Origin of the sequence: Streptomyces sp. NPDC101152, from assembly GCF_044768275.1 — a bacterium.
Taxonomy (GTDB): domain Bacteria; phylum Actinomycetota; class Actinomycetes; order Streptomycetales; family Streptomycetaceae; genus Streptomyces.
This window is the reverse complement of sequence record NZ_JBIWPO010000002.1, coordinates 134,070-157,776: the sequence shown is the minus strand read 5'-3', so window position 1 is coordinate 157,776 and position 23,707 is coordinate 134,070. Positions and strand designations below refer to the sequence as shown.

The following is a 23,707-nucleotide window of genomic DNA, read 5'->3' as shown; positions in this document are numbered from 1 at the left end:
TCCATGTCTTTCGTCGCGCGGGTATCCATCAAGGTGCAGTCCATACTGCGTTCGCTGAGGGCTGTCCGTTCGCCAGTTCTCTCTCTACCTGTTGCCCGACGGAGCGCAGTTCCCGGCGCAGTGCACCACGGATGGCACGCGCTCCGTAACCGGCACCCTCCATATCGGTCGTCACTTCCTGGAGGTGCTTGTTCAAACGCTCGAGGAAGTTCTTGCGATGCGTGAAGTTGTGCGGTCGAGGATGCCCCAGCGGAACCCCGTTGGCCGCATCGTTGATGTCGACGCCGTACTTCTCCAGCAGCGCCCTCGCCTGTGCCGCGCCGTTGCGTTTCATGCCGGACGGCACGAGGTGGGCGGCGGCCTCGCCGGCGCTCTTGGCGCGGCCCTCCCGGGCCAGGTTCTTGGCCAGCAGGTCGGCGTTCTCGGCGCAGGTCAGCAGGCCCAGGTAGTCGAGCCACGACAGGGGGTTCGGTACGTATGCGCGGGGGTTCGGGCCCGCGTCCAGGCCGAGCGGGTCGGCGCTGAGGTAGGCCGCGGTGACCGGGTCGTAGTACCGGAAGAAGTTGTAGTGGAGCTGCGTCTCGGGATCGAAGGACTGGCCGGGGAAGCGCAGTGGGGTGGTCGTGTCGTACGCCCCGTCCAGTGCCGGCAGGCCCCACAGCGTGGCGTCGGAGCGCCAGGCGATGGCACCGTCCCCCGAGACGAGTTCGGTCGGCGTGCCCACGAGGTCGGTGACGATGGCGAAGAACCGTTCGTCGACGACGTCCTGGGGTGCGTCGGCGATCATGGTGCGCTGCGTCTGGGTCAAAGGTCGCGATCCGTCGCGTTCCCAGGTCAGGGTGGACACCTCGGCGGAGTCGGCGCGCACCGTGGTCTGTTCCACCAGATGCGGGCCGTCCCAGGTGAAACGGGTCTCCTCCAGCACGCTCTGCCCGTCGGTGCTCAGGCGCTGCTTGGCGACTCGGCGGCCCACCGGGTCGTACCGGTAGCGCCAGACCGTGCCGTCGGGGGTGACGGCCGAGGTGAGGCGGTCGTCGGCGTCCCAGGTGTAGCGCCAGATATCGGGCTTGCGGGACAGGCGGGTGCGGCGGCGCAGCACCACGCGGCCGGCGGCGTCGTACTCGTAGTGGACGTCTCCCGCGCGCAGGACGCGGTTTCCCTGGTGGACGCGCTCGCCGCGTCCCTCCTGGGTGGAGTAACGGTCCGGCCAGGTGGCTCGCGTCTGGTTTCCCTGCTCGTCGTAGGCGTACGACTCCGTCCAGCCGTCCGCACGCACGGACAGGACGCGTCCCGCCGGGTCGAGGTCGAACGTGCGGCGCCCAGTCGTCCGGTCGTCGAGCGCGGTCATGTGGCCGTCCGGCCGGTAGGTGAAGGTGCGGTGCGTCAGGGGGTGCGGGCCGGTGGGGGTCGTGAGCTGCTGTGAGGTCAGGCGGTCTCCGGCGTCCCAGGCGAAGGTGAGCGCGAGGCCGCTGTCGGTCCACCTTGTCGTCTCGCGGCCGAGGTGGTCGTAGGCGAAGGCGAAGGTCCGGTCGGCGGTGCTCAGCGCCGTGCGGTGTCCGGCCGTGTCGAAGGCGTAGGTGGTGATGGCGCCGCTCGGGGTGGTCCGGCGGACCGGGCGGCCCAGGAGGTCGTAGTCCGTGGCGAGAGCCCTGCCGTCGACGGCCTCGGCGGTGATGCGGCCGCCGCGGTCGTAGTCGTACGTGAGGGTGGCGTCCGGGCCCACGGCCCGCACGAGCCGGCCGGCGCGGTCGTGGGAGTAGGTGGTCGTCCTGCCGTCCAGTGTCGCCCGGACCTGGTTGCCCACCTCGTCGTAGGCGAACTCGGCCGTCTGGCCGACGGCGTTCGTGCGGCTGAGCAACTGGCCTGCGGGGTCGTAGGCGTAGGACAGGGTGCGGCCGTCGAAGTCGGTCTCAGACACCAGGTTGCCCACCGCGTCGTAGCGGTAGTCCCAGGTCAGCCCGCGCGGGCCGGTCACCCGGGTCAGCCGCAGCTCCGTGTCGTGGGTGAAAGTGTGGCGTACGCCGTCCGGTGTCGTGCGTGAGGTGAGCAGGTCGAAGGCCCCGTAGGTGAAGGTGGAGGTGCGGCCCTGTGCGTCGGTGTGGGTCAGCTGGTTGCCCTCGCCGTCGTACGTCCAGCTCTCCACGCTGCCGTCGGTGCCCGTCCGCGAGGTCAGCAGGCCCTCGGGTGACCAGGTCCGCAGGGTCCGGCCTCCCAGCGGGTCCACGACGGCGGTGCATCGGCCGAACGGGTCGTAGGCGTAGGTGGAGGTCGCTCCAAGGGGGTCCGTCGCCGAAGTCGGCTGCCCGGCGGGGTTGTTGGTGAAGCGGTGGGCGGCTCCCGTGGCGTCGGTCAGCGTGGTCAGCGCGCCCGTCGGGTCGCGGGTGAAGTGGGTGGTCGCCCCGTCGGCGGTCGTCAGGGACGTGCAATTGCCGCGTTCGTCCCACTCCTGCCGCAGGACGCCACCGTCGTACTCGGTGATCTCCACGGGTCTGCCGTGGTCGTCGTAGCGGGTCGTGGAGCGGGAGCCGTCGGGCAGCTCGACGGCGGTGAGACGGCCCCCGGCGTCCCACTCCATGGTCAGTGAACGGCCCAGCTGGTCGGTGCGGCGCAACAGACGGTCCCGGTGGTCCCACTCCTGTGTGACCGAGTGGCCGAAGGCGTCCGTCTCCTCGACGAGTTGGTAGGCCTCGTTGAACCGGTAGTGCGTGGCGTGGCCCAGCGAGTCGACCGCGACGGTGCGGCGGGCCTCGTCGTCGTAGGCGAAGGTGTAGGAGAGGAAGCCGTCCATGCCGTGGCCGGCCACGCAGCGGCCCGCGTCGTCGTACGTGAAGGCGTACCAGACGCGGTTGCGGTCCTCCCAGCACGTCAGACGCCGGTCGTCGTCGTAGGTGAATCTCAGGGGCAGGCCAGAGGAGTTGTGGACGGCCGACAGGTTGCCGTGGTGGTCGTAGCCGTAGCGGACAAGGGTCGGCCGGTCCGGGTGGCTGTGCAGCGCCAGTTCGGATATTCGGCCGTCCTCGCAGGTCACGCCGATGCGGTAGCCGCCGTGGTGGGTGATGTCCGCTGGAGTGCCGTCCGGCCGGTAGGTCACGGTCGCGGTGTTGCCGTTCCGGTCGCTGATCGTCGACAGCGCAAGCTCGGTCGGCGAGCGGTCGGGCAGCGGCCGGAAACGCAAGGTGCGGCCCGTCTCCGGTTGGTGCACCGCGAGTTGGCCTGCGGCGGTCTCGTCCCAGCTCAGTGGCCAGGCAGGGCCCTCCACCGGCAGTACGGGGACGTCCTGGTCCGGGACCGGGTAGTGCAGGACCATGCCGTCGTCGACGGCGAACCGCACGCCCGCGTCCTCCAGCGACAGACGCTGATCGAGTGTGCACGTCCAGGACGGCCCCAGGAAGCGGCCACTGCGGACGCTCGTGCGGTGGTGGCGCTCCAGCACGAGCGGAAGAACGCCGTCGAGCGTCACGTCGGTCGCCGACATGACCAGTTCGCCGGTGGCCAGGTCGACCGGGTCGCCGCGGGTGATGAGCTTCTTCATCTGTCGGCCCAGGACGCGGGCGGCCGGGCCGAAGCCCCGGACTCCGAGGGACATGCCCTTCAGCCCGGTCTTGCCGAGGGCCCGCATCCCCTTCGCCAGCTTCCCCAGCGAAGTGATCCCCTTGCCTCCCGGTATGCAGTCCAGTGCCGCGAAGCCCACGTCCCACAGGGACGCCTGGCCCTTGGAGTACTTGTAGAGGGTGTCGGCGAGGACCACGAGGGCCGCCACCAGCACGATCGCGCCCAGGATCGGGCCGCCGATGATCATCGCGACGATGCCGACGACCGTCACGACCACCTTGCAGACGGTGACGATCGTGTCCCAGTTGTCCTCGAACCAGTCGCCGACGTCCTGCCACCACGCGCGGTTGTGGATGCCCGCGTCCGAGGCCTCGTCGATCTTCTGCTTGGCCTCGCGGGCCGCGTCCTCGCGCATCCTGCGGGCGTCCTCGGCCATCTTCTTGGCGGCGGAGAGGGCGTCCTGGGCGCCGGTGACGTCGGACTGGGCCTTGGTGTGGGCGGACTTGGCGGCCTGGGCGTCGCGGGTGGCGGCGCGGACCTTGGACTCGTCGGGCTTGTCGGCGGCCGACTTGCTGCCGGTGGGGTCGTCCTTGTACTTGTCGGCCTCCTTCGTGGCCCGGGTCACCCACGAATCGGCCGATGCCAGACGGGACTTGGCGGAGGTCAGGTCGTGCTGCGCCTCCCGGCCCTTCGCCAGCGCCCGGTCGGCGAGGGCCTGCGCCCGCTCCAGCTTCGGCCAGTACGCCGCGAGCGCGTCGCCGCACATCTCGTACGACTTCTTCAGCTTCTTGAGGTTCTTCGGGACGCCGGAGAACTCCTGCTTGAAGACGTCCGCCGACTTGCCGGCCCACTGCAGGGTCGCGTCGTCGTCCGCCATCCCCTTGACGACCTTCAGCGCCTCGGAGACGTCGTCCGCGAACTCGTGCAACGTCCTGGCGAGGGTCCGTACGCGGTCCGGGTCGCCCGGCGTCGGGTCCCTGTCCAGGTCCAGGACGTACCAGTCCCGCGGCCGCTGCCCCGCCATCCCGCAACCCCCGTCACGCGCACGTCAACACCAACATCCGTATGCACACGCGAACTTAGCGTGCACTTACGTTCGAGGTGAAGGAGATACCGGCGTGATGTCGATCAACCCGCGATGCGGCTCAACCGTGATGCGGCTCAACCCGTGAAGCGGAACGTCGACGTGATCGCGTCGAAGATGTCGAAGAACGAGTCGGCCAGGTCGAGGACCTGGCTGCTGCCCGCCACCAGGGCCACCTTGCCCTCCTGGCCCGGGACGGGGATGAAGGTCTGCATCAACACGGCCCGGACGGTGCGGTTCAGGCTGTCGTCCGGTACGGCGATGTCCTCGATGCCGTACGTGCGGGCCGCCGCCCCGACTCCCGGGACGTCGACCGTCGTCACCTTCCGCCAGGAGTCGCCCTCCTTCTTGGCCTCCTTGGGCGCGAGGCCGGCCGCGATCGCCGCCGGGTCCGTGGACAGGGGTGCGCCGTCGCGGGTACGGCCGCCGACCAGGGACACCGTCACCGAGCCCGTGATCGGCGTCTCGCCGCCGAAGCTCTCCGCCATGCAACCGCAGTACAGCGCTCCCGACTTCCAGGCGTCCGCCGCCGCCTTCTGGAGGAAGGTGACGTACGTGTCCCGGTGCGGCGCCAACTCCGGGTGGTGGCGCACCCGTTCGTTCACCATGCGGCGGATCGAGTCGTCGCGTGACTCGGGACGCACGTCGAACTCCCACCACGACTCGGGCACCTTGATCCGGAATCCTCCGCGCTCGACGGTCAGCGCCTCCAGGTAGCGGGCCATGACGGATCCGGTTCTCCCCGTTCACTCGGTGCCGTTCTCGCGGCGGACTGTCGATCGCTCGTGCCAACATCGTTCCGTTGTACGGTGCCGCCCAGACTACGAGATCACGGGGAGACGGGGGACGGACGCATGGGCAAGGGCAAGAGCGACCTCGCACTGCCGCTCAGTGAACTCGAGCAGTACGGGGGGCGGTTGCGATCCCTCAAGAGCCGCCTGAACCACACCAAGAAGCTCTTCGAGTCCTACCGGGACGACATCGGCGACGGCAGCGTCAACGACGCCCTCGGTGACTTCGAGTCCAACTGGGAGGACGGGCGCGAGGACATCGGCAAGCAGCTGGACGCCCTGGCCGACATGTCCGACACCGTCGTACGGGAGTTCAGGAAGCTCGACGGCGACCTGGCGAAGAAGGCCGAGGACGCGGTCAAGAAGGAGGGCGGCGCGGGCTGATCAGGCGGCGCCGAACAGGGTGGCCAGGTTCCGGTCCAGGTCCGGTTGCAGGGGCTCGCCGCCCGGCTCCGTGACCGCGTAGGAGCGCCGCAGGAAGTGGCGGAGGGACGCGGTCGGGAAGCGGATCGCCGCCACACCCTCGGGGGTGCGGAACTCCAGCAGCGTGGCGGTCGGGCCGTGCGGGCGGAGGTGGACCGCGCCGAGGCCGGCGGGGGCGTCCAGACCTTCCTCCAGCAGAGCGCGGGCGAAGGTCCAGGTGACCTCCTCCTCGTCGAGCGAGATCCAGGCCGGGAAGACGAAGTGGACGGCCAGGGCGTCGTCGGAGGTGTAGCGGAGGGTCACGGGGACCGCCAACTCCTCGTGGTTCGGCGTCAGCAGCTGGGCGCCGACGGGCTGTTCGAGGGCTATGTACACGAGCGGTCTCCGTGGGGTCGGGCGGCGGGGCGGCGGTTCCGGTCAGACGTTGCACTTCTTGGAGCACGCAAGGGGCAGTTGCGTTACGCCACTTCTCAAGATTCTGACGTGACCTGCGTCACTTTCTGGTGCTCTTGAAACTTTGATTGAAAGTTTTGCCATCTAGGCTTACAAACCTTCTGCCCCGTCCCGCCCCCTGCAGGCAGCAACTGGAGCGTTCCGCCATGCCCGACGGTTCCACGGCCGCGTACGCCCGCGTCTACGAGGAGCAGCAACCCCGCCTCGTCGCGTACGCCCGCTCGCTCACGCGCAACGCCCACGCCGCCGAGGACCTGGTGGCCGAGGCGCACTTCAGGGTCTGGCGGCGGCTTTCGCAGGGGCACGAGATCGAGAACGTGCCGGCGTACCTGATGACGACGGTCCGGCATCTCGCGGCCGCCGCCGGCACCGCCGCACGGGAGACCCCGCGGGATCCGCACGGCGACGAGCAGGCGCAGGTGCCCGCGCAGGGCGGCGACCCGGCCGAGCGGGTGTCCTCCGTCGACCTCGTCGTACGGGTGCTGGAGCAGCTGCCCGAGCGGTGGGTGAAGGCGCTGTGGCTCGCCGAGGCCGAGGGGCAGCCGTTGGCGGCGATCGGGCCCCAGCTCGGCACGAAGGAGGGGGCGACCGCCGTACTGCTGCACCGGGCGCGCGAAGGGATGCGGCAGGCGTTTCTGCGGGCCCAGACCGGGGCGCCGGACGATCCCGCGTGCCAGGTGCACTGGGCGCGGATGCCGGCATACGTGCGCGGGGCGGCCTCTGCACGGCAGTCGGAGCGGCTGCTCGGGCACGTGGACGGCTGCGACGACTGCCGGGCCCGGCTCGCGGCCCTGATGACCGCCAACGACCGCCTGCCCGCGCTGGTCGGGCCCGCGCTGCTGGTGCTGGCCATGGGCGGCACGGGGAAGTTCCTGCTCGCCCTGGCCACGACGGGCTCCGCCGGCGCGTCGGGAGTTCACGGCGGGGGCACCCTGCACGGCGTGCGTCACGCGCTGGCCGGTGCGTCGAAGCCGGTGGCGGCCGCGAGCGGGGTGGTCGTGGTGGGTGCGGCTGTGCTGCTCCTCGTGCTCGGCCCGGGTGGGTCCCCCACCGTGCCGTCGGGGCGGGTCCCGGTCGCGGACGGGCAGACGCCGACGGTCCGGACTCCGGTGGCGGACACGCCGGTGGGGCGGCCTGAGAGGACGGCGACCGACAAGTCCGTTGCCGGTACGGGGACTTCGGTACGGGCCGACCTTGCCGGAACTCCGAAGGGTACGGCCGTGTCGGCGCCGGGGGATGTCGGTGCGGGCATGCCCACGACCAGCGGCGAACCGTCGGCATCGAGTGAGCCCACCCCGACGACCACACCGACCGCGCCGCCGACGACGGCCGACCCCACGGGCAGCGAACCGACCCCTACGGCATCCCCGAGCACCCCACCCACCGGCGATGAGACCACTGCCCCGCCGGACGACGGAGACACGCCCACCGTCACTCCCCCGGTCACGCCCCCCGCCGAGACCGACCCCGCCCCCAGCGACGACTGCAGCGGCCCACCCGTTGATGACCGTCCGGGCGGAGAGGGGCACGGGCACCCCCGCCACTGAAGGCGGCGTCCGCCTCAGCCCACCTCGTTCTGTGCCACCGCCTGCCCGTGGACGACCACGTCGCCGCCGTAGAACATCCCGGTGAAGACCGGCGTGTACGTCAACTGGACCTCGACCTGGACCTGTTGGGCGTCCGCGGACACGCAGTGCGTCCCGGCGATGTCCGCGACGGACATGTCCATCTGGCGGGCGAAGGTCTTCACCCGGGCGTCGCAGTCCTGGTAGTTGATCGGCGCGGGGCCGGCCGTGTCGCCGTAGAGCGCCTCGCGGTCGATGTCCTGGGCGGCGAAACGGGCCGCCTGCTCCGCTATGTCGGCGGCGCGTTCGCGCTTGGAGATGGACAGGCCGCCGTCGATCACGAAGGCGGACAGGGCCAGGAAGACGATCGCGAAGATGATGACCGCGCCGGCGCCCGAGCCACGGTCGTCGAGGTGGGCACGGCGAGCGGACCACCACGTACGGACGCTGTTCCTCACGCCGTCCTCCGGAACGGGTCCAGGGGCGAGCTGAAGCTGGACTTGAGGGTCGTCGGGATGTCGAGGCCGAGCATCGCCAGGCCCCGGACCTGGCAGCTGACCTCGACCGAGAAGATGGTGTCGGGCGCGAAGCCCTGGCTCGTCTGGACGACCGACACCGGGCCCGAGCAGACGTCCGTGAGGTCCGCCTCGGCCGCCTTCTGCGCCTCCGCCATCGCCGTCCCGTGGTCCTTCTGGATCGAGCCCGCGCGGGCCGCGTCCCGGGCCGCCCCGTCCAACGCCCCACGCCCGTCGACGAGTTGACCGAAGGCCACCAGCACCAGGATGAACAGGATCATCACCGGGGCGAGGATCACCACCTCGATGGTGGACAGTCCCCTGTCGTCACCTCTGAGGCCCTCCAGGCTCTCCGGGCCCTCCATCAGTTCCCCCCGTTGTCCTGCACGAACCGCTCCACCGGTCCCTCCGACTGGGCGTGCACCGTCAGGTCCAGCCCCGGGAAGACCGTCGGGATCCGTGCCGTGATCTCCACGCCCACCGTGTTCGGCTCGGGCTGGAGCATCGTCACGTTCGGCGACAGCACCAGCTGCGGGCCGAGTTGCTGGATGTAGCTGTCCACGACACCCTGCGCCTCGCCGCGCCAGCCGCCCGGCTGGTCGTGCGCCGTCGCGCGGGCCTTGCGGGCGCCCGCCTGGGCCGCCGCCTGGGCCACGTGGTCGGCGAAGAAGTACAGCGCGAACTGCACCGTCGCGAAGATCATGAAGAAGAGGACCGGCGTGAGCAGCACGAACTCGATCGCGGTCATGCCGGAGTCGCCGCGGGTGGCCGCCGCCTCTCGTACGGCCCCCGCCCTGCGGCGCGCCCATCTGCCCACGTGTGCCCGCATCCTCTTCAACCCCGTTGTGAATACGGCCCGTTGTCAGCAGGTGCCGCTGGCCTTGGCGCCCTGGATGCAGTTGCCGACCTTCTTGGCGCCGTCGCTCAGGGCGGTGTTGATGATGGCGGCCACGACGCCGACGATGGCGACGACCACCGCGGAGATGATGACCCACTCGACCGCGGAGGCACCGCGGTCCAGTTCGCCGGAGCGGGCGCGCTGGACGCGGCCCTGCAGGAAGGTGACCAGGAAGTCCACGGCCGGGATGCCGGTGGTGAAGTTCCGTGCGTTCATCGGGAGTTGTCCTCTCAGAAGCGGTTCGCTGGCTGGATGGCGCCGGTGGTCCGGGCTCGCGTCATTGCACCTGGAACACCCGCATGGCCGCCGGGAAGATCAGGAACACCAGGAAGCCGGCACACAGCAGCAGCTGGGCCACGAGCATCGACTGGGACTTCTCGCCCGCGCTGCCCTCGATCTCGGAGAGTTCGCGGTGCCGCATGGTCTCGGCGCGGGAGGCGAGGGACTCGCGGACCTTGGCGCCGTCGTCGGCGACCAGGGCGAGGGAGGCGGAGAGGTCCTTGAGCTCCTCGACGCCGAGCTCCTCACCGAGCTGCCCCAGCGCCTGCCACTGGCTGACGCCGGTGATCCGGGCGTCGGCGAGGGCGTTGCGGATGCGCTGGGTCGCCCAGCCGTCGGAGACCTCGGCCGCCGCCATGAGCGCCTCGGGCAGACCCCGTCCACCCGCGAGGCTCATCGACACCAGGTCCAGGTACGCCCCGATCACGCGCCGCAGGTCGCGCCGCTTGTCGGCGGCGTCCCGCCGTACCTCCAGGTCGGGGAGCAGGAAGAACACCGCCGCGAACATCAGCGCCAGCCAGACCGGGATGATCGGGCTGCGGCCGAAGCCCAGCGTGTAGATCACCGCGAACAGGAACGGCCCGAAGAACAGGCCGGCCACCGCCAGCAGCACCTTCGTCGCGAGGAACTTCTCCCAGCTGCGGTCCAGCACCGCGAGGTCGGCCCGCAGCGAGCGCAGTTCCCAGCCCTGCTGCAGGTAGAACTCGGCGACCCGCTCGCCGACCTCGGCCCGCAGCGAGCCGACGCGGCCCTTGTCGGTGGCGGTCCGTGCGGACTCGTACGCCGTCCCCCGGGCCCGCATCGCGTCGATGCGGGCGACCTGGGAGACCGCGCTGCGCCGGGACGGCATGAGGGCGCGTACGAGGGCGTAGACGCCCAGGCCCAGGACCGCGCCGACGACGATCGGCATGGTGAGGTTCACCGTCGTACCCCCTCTTCGGACTGGGCGGGCATCCGCGGGCGCACGAACTGGACACCCGAGTCGTCCCGGACCAGGAAGCGTTCGGGTGTCTCGATGGTCGACAGCTTGCGCAGCCACCAGAACCCGAGCGCGAACAGGCCGCAGACGCAGGCGAGGACGAGCTGGCCGACCGCCGTGCCGTACGGCGCGACGAAGTCGCGGTTGAAGATGGACAGGCCGAGCACGAAGGCGATCGAGACGGCGACGACGATCTGCACCGAGCGGCGGGTGGAGGCCCGTTGGGCCATCACGCGCTGGCGCATGTCCACTTCCTCGCGCGCCGACTTGGCGAGCGCGCCCAGAACCTGCCGCAGACCGGGGCCGCGCAGGCGGGCGTTGAGGATGAGGGCGGCGACGATGATGTCGGCCGAGGCGTCGTTGATCTCGTCCGCGAGCTGCTGGAGCGCGTCGGGCAGCGGGGTGCGGGAGCGGAGCCGGTCGACGAGCGCGTCGAGGTGCGGACGCAGGACGGGGGCCGAGGCCCGCGCCGACGCCGGGATCGCCTGCTCCAGGCCGACCGCGCCGGCGATGGTGTCGCGCAGCGACTCCGTCCAGGAGGCGAGGGCCTCCACGCGTCGCATGGCGGCCCGTTCCTCGCCCGCGCCGCCGAAGAGGCGGTCCCAGAAGAAGACGAGGACGCCGGCCGCGATGCCGGCCACCGCCCAGCGGGTCAGCAGCAGGACGGCCAGTCCGACGATGGCCGCGAGCGAACCGCGCTGCCCGGCGAACCGGATCAGCTCGCTCGCCCGCTCGGCCGCCTTCTGCTTCTCGTGCGCGGGCTTCGCCGGCAGCCCGCGCAGCGCGACGACGAACAGCGCGAGTCCGCCGCCGACGGCGACACCGGACCCGATCGAGTACAGGACGGTGGCGGAGAAGAGGCCGCCCATGGAACCGAGCGAACCGAGTGCCAGCGAGTTCGTCATGTTCACCCCCACGTCCCGGTGGGCCGGTAGCCGTGCTGCATCAGGTCCTCCAGGCACGCGATGGGCGCGTGCGGCACGATCCGGCCGTCCGACGCCTCGGCGAACACCTCGCTGGACAGCACCCGGCCGTCCACGCCGTTGACCTCGCGGACCGAGGTGACCATGCGCTGGAGGCGGCCGCCCGTCTGGTAGTTGTTGCGCCGCTGGATGAACACGACGAAGTTCACCGCGCCCGCGATCAGCATCTGGCTGGCTTCGATGGGCAGCCGCTCGGACGCCTGGAGCGCGTAGGTGGAGATACGGTTGAAGACCTCGCTGGAGCTGTTCGCGTGGATCGTGGACAGCGAACCGTCGTTGCCCTGCGACATCGCGTTCAGCATGGTCACGATCTCGTCGCCGAGAACCTCACCGACGATGACGCGGGAGGGGTTCATACGCAGCGACCGGCGGACGAGTTCCGCCATGCTGATGGCGCCCTGTCCCTCGGAGTTGGGCAGCCGCTCCTCGAACGCCACGACGTTGGGGTGGAGTTCGGGGAAGGTGTCGAGCCCGAGCTCCAGCGCGCGCTCGACGGTGATGAGCCGCTCGTGCGGCGGGATCTCGTTCGCGAGGGCGCGCAGCAGCGTCGTCTTGCCGGCGTTCGTGGCACCGGCGATCATGATGTTCTTGCGGGCCCGGACCGCGCAGGCGAGGAAGTGCGCGACCTCGGGGGCCAGCGTCCCGTTGCCGACGAGGTCGGAGATGAAGACCTTGCCCATGCGGGCACGGCGGATGGAGAGGGCGGGGCGCCGCGTCACGTCCATGACGGCCGACAGACGCGAACCGTCCGGGAGCCGGAGGTCGAGCTGCGGGTTGGCGGAGTCGAACGGCCGGGAGGACAGACCCGAGTAGGCGCCGAGGATCTGGATCAGCTCGATGAGCTCCTCGTCGGTCTCGGCGACCGGATCGCCGACGACCTCACGGCCGTCGGCGTACCCGACGAAGACCTGGTCGGCGCCGTTGATGTCGATGTTCTCGACATCGGGGTTGTCGAGGAGCGGCTGGAGCCGGCCGACACCGAACAGCGCCGCGTGCACGGCGGCCGCGTACTGCTCCTCGGTCTCGGCGTCGAGGGGGGTGCGCCCGGCGTTGATCTCGGTGCGGGCGTACTCCTCCAGGATCTGGGCTATGACCGCGCGCGCGTACTGCCGTTCGTCCTCGGTGGACATCGGCGTGACGTTGTTCGCCTGGTCGAGCCGGCGCTGCTCGGCGATGCGGTCACCGGCGTCCTGCCGGAACCGCTTGACCAACTGGTGGTCGACAGCGGTCATGCGCCGGCCCCCGCATGGCCGCTGACCTGGCCATGGGACGGCATGGACCAGGCGGCGCCGTACTGCTGGTAGAGGTCCGCGGTGACCTTGCGGGCCGAGCGGATGAGCAGGGACTTGTCCAGGCGCCCGCGCTTGCGCCCGGCCAACTGGTCGGCGCCGGCCGGGTCGTCGGCGATGGTGCCGACCACGCGGGCGCCGGTCTGGGCGTGCACCAGCATGTCGTTGACCTGGCCCGCGATCTTGCCGGCGCTGTTGGTGTCGGCGATCAGGACCACGCCGATCAGCGGGTTGGCGAGGCTCGCGGCGCCACGCGGCCCGCCGTGCAACTTGTTGGCGAGCGCGAGGGCACGGTCACGGACCCGGGCGATCGCCTCGGGCTCAGTACGGCTGATGAGCAGCACGAGCGCGGCGTGCGGGAACAGGTCGACGGCCGGGGTGTCCCCACTGATGCGTCCGCAGTCGGCGATGACGTCGGCGGGCGCGTTCGGGGAGTCGGCGAGACTGGCGAAGGCGTGCCCGAGGGTGGGCCACAGCCCCGCAAGCCCGGCCGCCTGCTCGGCGATGCCGAGCCCGACGAGCACTTCGAGACCGCCGCTCAACGGCTGTACGTGGTCCCAGAGTTGGTCGGGTACGAGGCCCCGGCGCGCGGTCGCGGCTATCGACAGCATGCCGGTGTTGGGGTTGAGCGGCCCGCCGTGCGCGGCGGCACTGCGGTAGACCAGGTCGCCGCCCGCCGGGTCGGTCTCGGCGAGCAGCACCCGACGCGGCCAGACCGCGGCGAGGGCGACGGCGGCGGTGGTGACGCCGGGGGAACCCTTGTCGGCGGCGAGAGCGATGAGAGCCATGTCTCTTGTGCCGCCTTCTACTTGCTGGAGACGAGCACGAGAGCCACCTGGCCGTTGGAGGCGGCCTGGGCGAGGGCGGCGGCTTTGGAGCTGTCGACGGTCAGCGTGACCGGCAGGTTCGTGCTGCTGATGAGGTCGTCGCTCTTCTTTTCCTGGACATAGCTCACACGCGCCTGGTCCACGATGGGAGCGGTGCCGGCGGAAGCCGGGGAGGAACCACTAGTGTTCGAGCTGGAACTGGAACCGCTGTCGCTGCTGACACGGTAGGCAGCGACGATGTCTCCAGCCTGCAACCCTGTCGGGTACTGGCCCGCCTTGAGGGAAAGCCCGACGGTCGCCTTGCCTTGAGCAACACCGGCCTGGTCGCCGAACATCTCACCGACAGCGACGACCCCGGCAGGGATGGTGCTCACCGCCTTCAGCCTCTTCAGGCTGTCCAGTTGGGACCACGGAACGTAGTGGATGCTGCTGTCCTGGGCGACCATCACGGAGGTCACGTTGCTGTTGGTGACCGACCCGCCTGCAGGGATCTTCTGCGTCACCTTGACGACTTCAATCCTGTCCCCGGCCTGTAGCACGAGCATCGTTGCACCGAGTGCTCCGACCAGGATCAACAGCACCGCCAACGCGGCCAACGCCGGTTTGCGCTCGCGAGGCGGGGTGGGAAGCCGGTCACCGACCGACGGCTGAGCCGGAACCGCGGAACGTCCCGCGCCCGCCCCCGTACGCTCTTGGATCTTCACGCAACCGCTCCCCGTACACCCAAGAAAAACTCACTGGCAATTCCATCAAATCCGGACATCTCACTCAACAGGGGCTGATCCAGCTAGACTTGGGCACATTGCCCTGCCTTGGGCCGGTAGCCAGCACTGACGGGAGTGTCAAGCCATCGCACGGTATCAGTCACACATAAGGCCCTCAAGGTGAGCCAGGCCCCCCGAAGCTCAACGCCCACGCTGTTACGCATCTGCAACTAAGACATCCGTGCACCCTTCAGGCAACAGCCTTGAGATCACAGGAGCTGCTATGCGGAAGCGAATCCACCGCCTGACTGAACGAGTAGCCGCGGGGTACTCCGCACCTCCAAACCGCCAGGACCGATCCGGCTGACACCAGAAGGGCACCAAACCTCCACGGACCACCCACTACTAGAATGTCGCCCATGCAGTACCCCTAATCCCCTACCTCATCACGGAAATTCCCGTGATTTTTCTAACGGTGCGCATCTGAGAATCTTTGGCTGCAAGAAGTTTTCTGAAATACGGTCCGTTCTCCTGGATGTACGTAGTTTGCAGCCTAACTTCTTCTCGCGCCCATACCGCCACGAGATGGCTCTTACTCTTGCACTCGACGTCCGTTGTCGCGACTTCGATCTCCTTGCTACTCGGCCTTTTTTCACGCCCCCACGAAGAGGCCCCAACCGCCTCGAAAGGATCCTCGTACCTATACCCTGAAGCTTTCATACAGGCGCTCCATCTACCGATTGCCCTCTTCACCGGTTGCGTCTTCTGCGCAAGGGAAAGAGACTTTCGATTTAGGTCATTGAATAGTTTGTAGTCGACATCGTGAGCACCACCCAGGATGCGTTCACGTGCCACTGCGTAGCACCCTCCCTGCCCGTCGGCGCCGAAGGCGATCTCGTCTGCTTTAGGGGTGAGGTGATTCAAGCGGACTATTCTTGCTGTTGCCTCTGGCGGCGGTGGAGGCATATGGTAGCCAAAACGACGAACCACATCCAGTTCCATGACTCCGTAACGCCGCCGATCGGCAGAGACAAATTGCACTGGCGGCCTGATTGGCACCCATTCTTCCCCACCTTTCTTCATGCAGCGCTCCATCAATATGTCTTCCGCATAATAAACGGCATATTGTTGGTTGACCGACAGATTGGCCTCTTCAACAGGGTAACGAAGCCCCGCTACTTCCCTACTCACTGTCGGCAGTGCCGGATAAGTACCGTCCTGTTTCGATGCACCCGCACGGTTGCACGAAATCAAGAGAGCCACGAAAGCCCCGAACAGTATCGGGATGCGAGTTTTTGGCAACACGAAATCCTCCACAGCAAAATTGCCCTGACCGGCAATCCCAGTCAGGGCAATTCTCCGAGCCAGGCAGCACCTAATAACTTATGCAGCTTGCCTTGTCGTTAAAGTTGTTATTGTCGAAGGTCTTGTCTTCGCTCTTCGGCTTGGCTATGTACATTGCCCCCGTGCAGTTACTCTTGTCGTAGAGGAAGATGCTCTGGGCGTAGTTGTTCCGCATCGAACTGGCTTCGTTGTCGATGTACGTCAGACAGCCGAAATAGCCCCATTTTTGGTAAACCAAACTCCCACCCTGCAGAGTGTCCTGGGTGGCGCATCCTCCGAAATTCGAGTTTTCGTACAGAGTGAAGCCCGAAAGATAAGTATCTGCGGAAACACCTGAAGACAGTGGCGCGGCTTCCCCAGGAGTGGCCAGGACCACCGTGATCCCCAACGCTGCCAGACCTGCGATGACGCCGCTGAACTTTGACATCACTTTTCTCCTTTTTCTTTCGCATATTTCATAACCGGCGTATTCGTGGAGTCTGATAGGCCGAATCTAGCCTCTTCGGTCTATTAACTCGCATCATCCGAAAAATTCTGCTGTCGACATGACGTGTCAGCCCCATCGGGGATTTCCCCACTGGCCCTGCAGAACCGGGGAAAGCAATTCGCGTGCGATTTCCATTGACTCGCAGGACGCAAATTTACAACTTCTCCCGTATCGGAATTACTATCCAGAAGGCGCCAATTCCGAGTGAATACCGGAAACCTCGAGAATACTTCGCAGATGGGCGGTTTCTGCCTGTGTACCACTCCATCCAGTCGAGATCATAAGGTCAGCGATTACCTTCGCTTCACTTAGAGAAACACCAAACCAATGACGCACAACCTTGAGGAGTGCCACCTTCGGAGAGCCCTGCAGCACCCTAACAACCCACAAGCCAGTCTGGGCAACGATTGCGGACCGAAGCCAATCGGGTAGAGGCCCTTCACCATGCTCATAGAAAGAGTTCTTACAGTTCGGGCAGGAGCACTCAATTCCCCATCGCAAACTGCCACGCTCAAGTGCCTGCCCAGCAGTACACAGCATTGGGGAGCCGCACTCTTCACACGCAATCTGGAAGCTCACCTCGTCGTACGGGTCCATCAGTCATCCACCCCCTGCCACCCTCGAAGCTGCTCATATCGCTTAATTGTATAGTAGAACTTATCGGAAAGTCCGGACCCATCCCTAGGGTGATGCCGTTCGAAAATACCGCGCCCCCACCAGCGGTGATGAAGTTCCTCATGGATCAGCGTGTTGCGCAACTCCGGCCGACTCACGAAGGATGATGCGCCGACGTGAGTTCCCGCTTGGTACTTGGATATTCCATGGCCGCCAAAATCACTGTACTGCGGCGTATGGGTGAACTTGAGATCAGTGAAATCTTCCTTGATCAGGGCAGCTAGGGCTCGATTTCGTGACTGTGCTGTCTTTCCAGTCAGGCTACTCACATCACGCCAGCGACCGAGTCCTCCGCTCTTGGCTTCGACGATGGCAGCTTCAAATGTGGTCCCGCGCAGCCCCTGCCATACAGGTCCGACCAGGTTGCCGATTCCTCCGGTGATGGCTCCGACGAGGAGGTCGCCAGGGGTGGTGGGTTGGCACTGCGCGGTGTTGATGGCCAGGTGAGCCCTGCGCCGATGGCGGCGTCGGTGACGGTCGCCACGGCGAGGGCGCGGCCGCCCTGGAGGCCGAGGCCGGCGGCGAGGCTGGTGCCCGCCGGAGCCAGAAAGCCGCCGACGGCTCCGACGACGGCGCCCTCGGCGGTGGCGGCCGCGAAGTCGCCCCAATCGAAGTCGTCCTGGTGGGTGAAGGCGTAGACGCCCCCGCTGACGACGGCTCCGATGGCCGCGCCGATACACATCGGGCAGTTGCCGGACGGGTCGGAAAGGTTGGCCGGGTCGTTGTCGGCGTAGTTGTAGGCGGATTGGTTGGGGTTGTCCGCCGAGGCTGCGACCGGGTCCTGGGTGGTGAAGCGGCGTTGGGCCGTGTCGTAGGAACGGGCACGCAGCTGGAGACGGTCGGGGAGGTACTGGTCCTTGTACTGGCCTGTGAAACCGTAGGGGCTGGTCTGGCCGTTGGTGATGGTGGCGGTGCCGGTCGGGGTGCCCCAGGCGCTGTAGGTGTAGTGGTAGTTGTCGGCGCCGGCGGCGCTGTAGACGGCGCTGACGGAGTTCTGGCGGTCCTGGGTGAAGTAGTAGGTGCCGGCGGTGCGGTCCATGGAGCGGGCCGTGCCATCGGGGTCGTAGTGGTAGTCGGCCGCGAGAGCGCCGGAGGCGTTCGTGTCGGTGGCGATCTGGGGCAGGTCGTTGTTGAGGTCCCAGAGTGAGGTGCCCGCGAGCGCGTTGTTCTTCTTGGTGGTGACGCGGTTGCCGTCCGCATCGTTGGTGAACGCGAAGGTGTTGCTGCCGATGGTGGCGGACTTGACGCGACCTGCTGGGTCGTAGGTGTAGGTGCCGTCGTCGTCCTTGGTCTGGTTGCCGTCGGCGTCGTAGGTGTAGTTAGTGGTGGTCGTGCCGCTCGTCGTCGACAGGAGTTGATCGCCAGCGTCATACCCGTACGTGGTGGTGGAGCTGGAGCCGACCGCGGTCTTGAGGTTGCCCACCTTGTCGTAGGTGTAGATGGCGCCGGTCGTTCCGGTCAGGCATGACGTGGCCGAGGTGTCCGTGCAGGTGTGGGTCACACGGCCGGTGTCATCGTATGCGTAGCGGGTCGGGTAGCCACTGCCCGGCTTGTCGGCGACCAGCCGGTTGTTCTCGTCGTAGGTGTAGGTGCTGTTCTGCGTCGGAGTGGTCAGCGTCGACAGACGTCCGGCCGCGTCGTACGTACGGCTCTCGGCGCGGGCCGTGGTGGTGGGCAGGGTGACCGAGGTGAGGTTGCCCGCCACGTCGTAGCCGTAGGAGACGGCCTTGCCGTTGGCCGTCTGGGACTTGGTCCGGCCGACCTGATCGTATGTGTAGCTGGTGCTTCGGCCGTCGGGGTACGTGCGCGACTGAAGGGTGCCGTCGGTGTTCCAGGCGTAGGTGAACGGCTTAGTCTGGCCCGGTGCCGTGATCGAATGGATCTTGTCGTCGTCGTCGTAGGTCAGGGTGCGGGACCCGGTGGCGTCGGTGACGCCGGTCAGGCGGCTGGCGTCGTCGTAGCTGTAGGACTGGGTCGGCGTGCCGTCGGAATAGACGACCTTCGTGGTCAGGTTGCGGGCGTCGACCGTGGTGGTGACCGTCTGCGCTCGGGCGTTGGTGTACTTGGTGCGGTTGCCGTCGAGGTCGTACTCGTACGAGACCGTCTTGTTCAGCGGGTTCTTGACCGACGTCAGCTGGCCCTCGGCGTTGTGGCCGTAGGTGGTGGTGTGGGTGTTGGCGTCGGTGCTGGTGTCCAGGAAGCCGGCCGGGTTGTAGGTGAAGGACGTTGTGCCGGTGTCCGGGGCGGTGACCTTCTTCAGCCGGTTGAGCTCGTCGTACTCATAGGCGGTCTGCTTGCTGCGGGCGTCGGTGACCGTGCTGACGTTGCCGACGGCGTCATAGCCGGTGGACTGTTTGTGGCCCAGTGGGTCGGTGACGGAGGTGGGGTTGCCCGCCTCGTCGTAGCCGTACGTCCACGTGTACTTCGCCGGGTCGGCACCGCTGACGTTGCCGCGTGGGTCGACGGAGGTGGCGAGGTGCCCATCGTCGTCGTAGGTGTAGGTGGTGCGCTCGGGCACCGGGGAGACTTCGGCCGACAAGTGGCTGTCGTCGTCGTACTCGTAAGTGGTGACGTATCCGGCCCAGGTCTTGGACGAGGCGAGACGGTTGTCGTCGTCGTAGGACAGCGTCATGCCGTGACCGAGACCGTCGACGGTGCTGGTGATGGTGCCGTTGCGGTCGTAGGTGACCTTGCGCGTGTGGCCCAGCGGGTCGGTGACCGACAACGGGCGGTTGTCGGTGTCCCAGGTGAAGGCCGTGGTCTTGCCCAGCGGGTCGGTGACGGACTTACGGTTGCCGACCTTGTCGTAGCCGATCGCCCAGGTGAACGGCTTCGGGTCGGCGCCGGTGGCGTTACCACGCGCGGTGATCACCTGGGTCTGGTTGCCCGCCTTGTCGTACTGGTAGGTGACGATCGCACCCCGGCGGTTGGTCTCCTTGTTCAGCCGGCCCGCCGCGTCGTAACCGAGGTTGGTCTGCTGCTTCGCGGGATCCGTGACCGCGCTCAGACGGTTCGCGTCGTCGTAGCCGTAGGTCGTCGTGCGCTGAAGTGCGTCGGTGACCGTGTTCAGGTTGCCGACCTCGTCGTAGCCGTAAGAGGTCGTGTTGCCGCGCGCGTCGGTGACGGTTTTGACCCGGTCGGCGTTGTCGTACGTGTACGCCGTCGTGTACTTCGCCGGGTCTGCTCCAGTGACGTTGCCGCGCGGGTCGACAACGGTCTTCACCCGCTCCGAGGCATCATAGGTATAGGTGGTCTTGTAGCCCTTGGGCGTGGTGACCGACGCCAGATTGCCGTCCGCGTCATAGCCGTACCTGGTGGTCTTGCCCCGCGGGGTGGTGACCGTTTCCAGCAGCCCGGTGGTCGGGTTGTAGCCGTAGGAGGTCTTCTTGTTCAGCGGGTCCGTGACGGAGGTGAGCTGGTCGCCGGTATACCCGTACGTGTACTGGTTGTACTCACCGTCCGTGTACGAGGACACGTTGCCGTTGTCGTCGTACGACCAGCTCTCGTTGGACGCGGAGTTGGAACGGCGTTTCAGCCTGCCTGAACTGTCGTAGTCGTACTGGGTCTCGCGGATCTCCGCGTCGATGGCACTGGTGCGGTTGAAGAACTTGTCGTAGCGGTAGTAGCTCTTGTTGCTGAGCGGGTCGATCTGGGTGAACAGGACGTTCTTGTAGTAGACGTCCGTCCACACACCGCCGTCCGGCGCCGTGACGTCGACCTGATCGAACACACCGTTCTTGGAGTACGCGAACTTGGTCTCGTTGCTGAGGGCGTCCTTCTGGGACGTCACCCGGCCTTGCGTGTCGTAGACGTTGAACGTGACCCGTTTGCCGCGCGCGTTCGTGACTGTGTTGAGCCGACCAGATGCGTCGTAGCCGTAGTTCTCCGTCTGGCCGTCCAGGGCCGTCACACCGGTCAACTGGTCGCCGGTGTAGGCGTAGTCGACGAGCCTGCCGTCCGCCAGCGTCACCTTGTCCAGTCGGCCACCCGTGTAGGCGAGCGTCGCCGCGTGACCGGCCGCATCCGTTATCGTCGTGGGCTGGCTACCCGTGTAGGACAGGGTCAAGCCGCGCCCGGTACGGTCCTTCACCGTGGTCAGCTGACCGGAGGCATTGAAGGCGTACGTGGAATGGTTCGCGGTGGTCAACTTGTAGCCGGTTCCGTCCGCGGCCAGGATCGAACGAGCCTCCCCCGGTGTCGAGAACGTTCCGTCCGACGCCTTGGTGAAGGTGTGTCGCGAGCCTCCCTCCCCGATCAGGACGGCGTCACCGTTGGACGCGACCTGCAGCCTCGTCTCCCACGGCAACTGCCAGCCCTTGCCCAAGGCACCGGTGAGGGTGTTGTCCGATGAGTACACCCGCCCGACCGTCAGCGATATCCCCGGCGCAGGAACCTGGGCATCGGAAAACGCCTCCGTGAACGCGCCAGTAGCCGTGTTCACGGGGTCGGCGCGCATCACTGTCGTACCCGCCGCACCACTCGCGTCCCCGCACACGGCGCTGCACGCGGCACCGTCCGGCAACGCCGGAACGATGTAGAACATGTTGTACGAGCCGCACGACTCGGTGGCCCCGGGATCGTCCGTCACCGTCGTGCAGGCCCAGATAGTGAAAGACGGAACCTGCTGCGTGCACTCCGTCGTCGGCACCGTGAAGGACGCGTTGACCACCGGGAACGTCTTGTCGGTGTTGAGCGTCGGCGCCTGGACCGTCTGCCCGAAGTCGAAGTACTGGACGTCGGCGTTGTTCAGCCGACATCCGTAGTAGTCCACCTCCCAGCGCACCTTGACCGGATGCACCTCGGAGTCCGCGCCCCCGGACTGCCAGATCGCCGCCGACACCTGCAACGGCTCCCCCGGTACCGCAGCACCGATGTGATTACCCAGGGCCTGCAGCCAACCGCCCTGCTGAGCCGCCGCATTGCCGAACGGATCCGTCGACACCTGGTACAGGGCACCGCTTGAATACGACGACGCAGCAGCCGCAGCAGCACGATTCGTGAAGGAAGCCTGATTGACCGAGCTGTGCAAAGGGGCTGGCCTGTCAGGCGACTTGGGGCCATCGGCACCCAACTTCCGCCGATTCTCCTCCAACAGCTTGATCTGCGCAGCCGTGGCTGGCTTGCTCTTCGTCGGGGGCAGGGCGTGGGGCTTCGTTTGGCTTCGCCCGGTCCCTGGTCTGCTCGCGGCGCTGCTCAGGCGTTGCCGCCTTTTGGCGTGCTGTCGGCTGCGGTCCCCGATAGGCGTACCCGGCCGCGCTGATGCCAGAGTCGGCGGTCGCGCCCCTGGCCAGCCAGCCACCGCCGGCGACCACCGACAGCACCAACGCCACAATCAAAACGCGCGCACGCGCAGACACCGAACTCAGCAAAGCGTCCCCCTCCGCACCGCGAAAGAAGCACGCGGCGATCCCCACTCGGTGCGACCTGGTCAAGATCGCAAGAGGAAAAGTAAGGAGATCATCAAGAACTCATCAAGCCATGCCGCGAACCAGGAAGCTGCATCAGCAGCTTCCTGCCCCTACCGCAAACAGGGCACAGTTACGGTTACACCCTCAACTCCGCCCCATCACTGCTCCCGTGATCGTCGATCGCGTCGTACGTCGGGCGCAGCTATTAAAGAACCTCAAACGTCCCTCATATGACGGCGACCGTCCGCGCCAACGCGTCCGTCAGCGCGCACAGTTCGTCGGTCCGGGCCACCGCCCGCCACGAGGTGAGCAGCACCAGTCCCCAGCCCTCGTCCGGCACGATCCCGTACGCGCAGGTCTCCAGGACCGTCCCCGTGCCGTCGCGGTCGGTGTCCTGGATGTACGCGTGGCGGACGCGGACCGAGGGGCCGGCCGGGAGGTCGTGGAACTCGGCCTCGGGCGGCCGGTAGGAGTCCACCGTGACGGTGGTGAGGTAGCGGGCGAGCAGCTCGGCCGTCATCGTCGGGTACGTGTCGTCCGCGACCAGCGCCGACAGTTCGACGCGGGCCAACTCGCCCAGCTGGGGCTCCGGGACGTACGACAGCGCGGTGACCGGGCCACGGGTGCGGGCGTCGGCGGCGGCCTCGTGCAGTTCCTCGGCCAGCGCGGCCACGAGCCGCTCGTCGGGGTCGTCGCCCGCGCGCCGTCGGGCCTCCCGCGCGGCCCAGGAGGCGAGGTCGACCGGCTCCCGTACCGGCAGGGTGATGGCGTCCTCCGGCGCCTTCAGGTGCACGGTCGACGTGGTGAACGCGGGCATCAGGCCATCCATTGCAGGGTGCGGGCGATGGAGTCGAAGAGACCGACCAGGGCGTCGGCGAGCGGCTCCATGGGCGTGGAGAAGGAGAGCAACAGGCGCTGCTCGGCCTGCGGGACGGCGAGGTAGACGTCCAGGTGCGTGACGGTGAGCTTGTTGCCGTCGGGGTCGTCGGGCGCCGGGCGGCGGCGGTAGAGGTGGCGTACGGCGGGACCGGCGGGGAGGTCGGTCATGGTGACGTCCTCGCCGCGGGCGCCGAGGGAGAGCCCGATGTCGGACAGCTCACCGGCGGCCGTACCCGGCGGGGGCTTGAGCAGCGTGACGACGAGCCCCGCGGACACCGGTATCTGGCCGAGGAGTTGGTTGACGACGTACATCTCCACCGCGCCGTTGGCATGCGCCGCCTCCGCCTGCGCCCGCATCCGCTCGGCCAGCGCCGCCTTGAGCTGCGGGGTCGCCTTCGTGCGCCGCAGGCTGCGGTTGACGAGCTTGTCGATGCGGTGCGTCCAGCGGTCGGGGTCGAGGACGATGCGTTCCCAGCCTTCGGGGACGGCCAGGCGGTAGTCGGAGGGGGGTGGCGGTGGGGACGCGGGGTCGGTGGCGGTGGTCGCCGTGGCCATGGACGGACTCGTTTCGC

Annotated in this window: 20 protein-coding genes; 2 read left to right on the top strand and 18 right to left on the bottom strand. The window is 67.7% G+C overall.

The window, feature by feature from the left end:
• Positions 1–28: 28 nt before the first annotated feature.
• Together ACIRVK_RS03265 and ACIRVK_RS03260 are read right to left on the bottom strand one after the other, a co-directional pair.
• Entirely contained in the window at positions 29–4,576 is a 4,548-nt protein-coding gene (locus ACIRVK_RS03265) for a DUF6531 domain-containing protein (RefSeq protein ID WP_404243451.1), read from the bottom strand.
• Positions 4,577–4,713: 137 nt separating this feature from the next.
• On the bottom strand, positions 4,714–5,361 hold the full coding sequence (locus ACIRVK_RS03260; RefSeq protein WP_404243449.1) for a hypothetical protein: 648 nt from the start codon (positions 5,359–5,361) through the stop codon (positions 4,714–4,716).
• Between the two features lie 129 nt (positions 5,362–5,490).
• Here ACIRVK_RS03260 and ACIRVK_RS03255 point away from each other — a divergent pair, with 129 nt between their 5' ends.
• Complete coding sequence (locus tag ACIRVK_RS03255; RefSeq protein ID WP_404243446.1) at positions 5,491–5,811, top strand: hypothetical protein; 321 nt, start codon at positions 5,491–5,493, stop codon at positions 5,809–5,811.
• Here ACIRVK_RS03255 and ACIRVK_RS03250 read toward each other — a convergent pair whose 3' ends face one another.
• Positions 5,812–6,225, bottom strand: a complete 414-nt coding sequence (locus tag ACIRVK_RS03250; RefSeq protein ID WP_404243444.1) for an SsgA family sporulation/cell division regulator — start codon at positions 6,223–6,225, stop codon at positions 5,812–5,814.
• 224 nt (positions 6,226–6,449) lie between these two features.
• Between ACIRVK_RS03250 and ACIRVK_RS03245 the strand changes: the two genes are divergently transcribed.
• Complete coding sequence (locus tag ACIRVK_RS03245) at positions 6,450–7,850, top strand: sigma-70 family RNA polymerase sigma factor (RefSeq protein WP_404243442.1); 1,401 nt, start codon at positions 6,450–6,452, stop codon at positions 7,848–7,850.
• Positions 7,851–7,864: 14 nt separating this feature from the next.
• Here ACIRVK_RS03245 and ACIRVK_RS03240 read toward each other — a convergent pair whose 3' ends face one another.
• The 15 genes from ACIRVK_RS03240 to ACIRVK_RS03170 form a co-directional block, all read right to left on the bottom strand.
• Positions 7,865–8,326, bottom strand: coding sequence for a TadE/TadG family type IV pilus assembly protein (locus ACIRVK_RS03240; protein WP_404243440.1), 462 nt, complete (start codon positions 8,324–8,326; stop codon positions 7,865–7,867).
• The gene (locus ACIRVK_RS03235) at positions 8,323–8,748 is read right to left on the bottom strand and encodes a TadE/TadG family type IV pilus assembly protein (RefSeq protein WP_404243438.1); all 426 of its coding nucleotides are present in this window, start codon (positions 8,746–8,748) and stop codon (positions 8,323–8,325) included. The genes ACIRVK_RS03240 and ACIRVK_RS03235 overlap by 4 nt, the downstream gene beginning before the upstream one ends.
• The gene (locus ACIRVK_RS03230; protein ID WP_404243436.1) at positions 8,748–9,212 is read right to left on the bottom strand and encodes a TadE family protein; all 465 of its coding nucleotides are present in this window, start codon (positions 9,210–9,212) and stop codon (positions 8,748–8,750) included. The genes ACIRVK_RS03235 and ACIRVK_RS03230 overlap by 1 nt, the downstream gene beginning before the upstream one ends.
• A gap of 33 nt (positions 9,213–9,245) precedes the next feature.
• Positions 9,246–9,497 (bottom strand): hypothetical protein, encoded by a 252-nt coding sequence (locus ACIRVK_RS03225; protein ID WP_404243434.1) that lies wholly within the window; start codon positions 9,495–9,497, stop codon positions 9,246–9,248.
• Between the two features lie 61 nt (positions 9,498–9,558).
• Entirely contained in the window at positions 9,559–10,482 is a 924-nt protein-coding gene (locus ACIRVK_RS03220) for a type II secretion system F family protein (RefSeq protein ID WP_404243432.1), read from the bottom strand.
• On the bottom strand, positions 10,479–11,408 hold the full coding sequence (locus ACIRVK_RS03215; protein ID WP_404243900.1) for a type II secretion system F family protein: 930 nt from the start codon (positions 11,406–11,408) through the stop codon (positions 10,479–10,481). The genes ACIRVK_RS03220 and ACIRVK_RS03215 overlap by 4 nt, the downstream gene beginning before the upstream one ends.
• 38 nt (positions 11,409–11,446) lie before the next feature.
• Positions 11,447–12,754, bottom strand: a complete 1,308-nt coding sequence (locus ACIRVK_RS03210) for a CpaF family protein (protein ID WP_404243430.1) — start codon at positions 12,752–12,754, stop codon at positions 11,447–11,449.
• Complete coding sequence (locus ACIRVK_RS03205) at positions 12,751–13,599, bottom strand: hypothetical protein (protein WP_404243428.1); 849 nt, start codon at positions 13,597–13,599, stop codon at positions 12,751–12,753. The genes ACIRVK_RS03210 and ACIRVK_RS03205 overlap by 4 nt, the downstream gene beginning before the upstream one ends.
• Positions 13,600–13,616: 17 nt before the next feature.
• A complete protein-coding gene (locus ACIRVK_RS03200; protein WP_404243426.1) occupies positions 13,617–14,342 on the bottom strand; it encodes a hypothetical protein in 726 nt (241 codons plus the stop codon).
• A 438-nt stretch (positions 14,343–14,780) separates the two neighbouring features.
• The gene (locus ACIRVK_RS03195) at positions 14,781–15,659 is read right to left on the bottom strand and encodes a hypothetical protein (protein WP_404243424.1); all 879 of its coding nucleotides are present in this window, start codon (positions 15,657–15,659) and stop codon (positions 14,781–14,783) included.
• 58 nt (positions 15,660–15,717) lie between these two features.
• Positions 15,718–16,113, bottom strand: coding sequence for a hypothetical protein (locus ACIRVK_RS03190; protein WP_404243422.1), 396 nt, complete (start codon positions 16,111–16,113; stop codon positions 15,718–15,720).
• 656 nt (positions 16,114–16,769) lie between these two features.
• Complete coding sequence (locus ACIRVK_RS03185) at positions 16,770–17,117, bottom strand: hypothetical protein (protein ID WP_404243420.1); 348 nt, start codon at positions 17,115–17,117, stop codon at positions 16,770–16,772.
• On the bottom strand, positions 17,114–21,790 hold the full coding sequence (locus ACIRVK_RS03180; protein WP_404243418.1) for a DUF6531 domain-containing protein: 4,677 nt from the start codon (positions 21,788–21,790) through the stop codon (positions 17,114–17,116). Before ACIRVK_RS03180 ends, ACIRVK_RS03185 begins: the two co-directional genes overlap by 4 nt.
• Positions 21,791–22,482: 692 nt before the next feature.
• Complete coding sequence (locus tag ACIRVK_RS03175) at positions 22,483–23,073, bottom strand: hypothetical protein (protein WP_404243416.1); 591 nt, start codon at positions 23,071–23,073, stop codon at positions 22,483–22,485.
• Positions 23,073–23,690, bottom strand: a complete 618-nt coding sequence (locus ACIRVK_RS03170) for a hypothetical protein (protein WP_404243414.1) — start codon at positions 23,688–23,690, stop codon at positions 23,073–23,075. The genes ACIRVK_RS03175 and ACIRVK_RS03170 overlap by 1 nt, the downstream gene beginning before the upstream one ends.
• Positions 23,691–23,707: the final 17 nt, after the last annotated feature.

Bases quoted from the DNA above. Each gene is read 5' to 3' on its own strand.
- ACIRVK_RS03245 (WP_404243442.1), top strand. From the start codon at position 6,450: ATGCCCGACGGTTCCACGGCCGCGTACGCCCGCGTCTACGAGGAGCAG.
- ACIRVK_RS03210 (WP_404243430.1), bottom strand. From the start codon at position 12,754: ATGACCGCTGTCGACCACCAGTTGGTCAAGCGGTTCCGGCAGGACGCC.
- ACIRVK_RS03265 (WP_404243451.1), bottom strand. From the start codon at position 4,576: ATGGCGGGGCAGCGGCCGCGGGACTGGTACGTCCTGGACCTGGACAGG.
- ACIRVK_RS03230 (WP_404243436.1), bottom strand. From the start codon at position 9,212: ATGCGGGCACACGTGGGCAGATGGGCGCGCCGCAGGGCGGGGGCCGTA.
- ACIRVK_RS03235 (WP_404243438.1), bottom strand. From the start codon at position 8,748: ATGGAGGGCCCGGAGAGCCTGGAGGGCCTCAGAGGTGACGACAGGGGA.
- ACIRVK_RS03170 (WP_404243414.1), bottom strand. From the start codon at position 23,690: ATGGCCACGGCGACCACCGCCACCGACCCCGCGTCCCCACCGCCACCC.
- ACIRVK_RS03175 (WP_404243416.1), bottom strand. From the start codon at position 23,073: ATGCCCGCGTTCACCACGTCGACCGTGCACCTGAAGGCGCCGGAGGAC.
- ACIRVK_RS03255 (WP_404243446.1), top strand. From the start codon at position 5,491: ATGGGCAAGGGCAAGAGCGACCTCGCACTGCCGCTCAGTGAACTCGAG.
- ACIRVK_RS03260 (WP_404243449.1), bottom strand. From the start codon at position 5,361: ATGGCCCGCTACCTGGAGGCGCTGACCGTCGAGCGCGGAGGATTCCGG.
- ACIRVK_RS03225 (WP_404243434.1), bottom strand. From the start codon at position 9,497: ATGAACGCACGGAACTTCACCACCGGCATCCCGGCCGTGGACTTCCTG.
- ACIRVK_RS03190 (WP_404243422.1), bottom strand. From the start codon at position 16,113: ATGTCAAAGTTCAGCGGCGTCATCGCAGGTCTGGCAGCGTTGGGGATC.
- ACIRVK_RS03215 (WP_404243900.1), bottom strand. From the start codon at position 11,408: ATGGGCGGCCTCTTCTCCGCCACCGTCCTGTACTCGATCGGGTCCGGT.
- ACIRVK_RS03205 (WP_404243428.1), bottom strand. From the start codon at position 13,599: ATGGCTCTCATCGCTCTCGCCGCCGACAAGGGTTCCCCCGGCGTCACC.